At 70.1% G+C, this 341-nt stretch carries 1 protein-coding gene; it reads right to left on the bottom strand.

Annotated features, from left to right (window positions below):
- On the bottom strand, window positions 1-341 hold a 341-nt coding region (locus tag OP79_RS49265; RefSeq protein WP_033329900.1), incomplete at both ends, for a sugar-binding domain-containing protein.

Raw genomic sequence — 341 nt, 5'->3', positions numbered from 1 at the left:
CGAGTACGACCGTGCGGAAGCCGATCCGCAGGGGGATCCGCTCGCCCTCGGTGGCCAGCACGCCGTCGTACAGCTTCGGTGTCTCCGCGGTCCACGGCTCGACCGGAACCGTCACCGACTCGCCGGTGGCGACATCGATATCCAACTGTGGGACCGTGACCCGGCCGTCGACATCCGATGCGACGCGCAGGGTGCCCTCGCCGCTGACGTGGTCGTAGGAGGCGTGCACGAAGAAGTCCAGGGCGCTGCCCGCCGGGCGGTGCAGCAGGGTGACGTCCCGGAAGATGCCGGGCAGCCACCACTGGTCCTGGTCCTCCAGGTACGAGCCGGCCGACCACTGG

The organism is Streptomyces yerevanensis (assembly GCF_000716805.1).
In the GTDB taxonomy this organism is placed as follows: Bacteria; Actinomycetota; Actinomycetes; order Streptomycetales; family Streptomycetaceae; genus Streptomyces; species Streptomyces flaveus.
The sequence above is the reverse complement of the archived record's forward strand: the minus strand, read 5'-3'. Positions and strand labels throughout refer to the sequence as shown.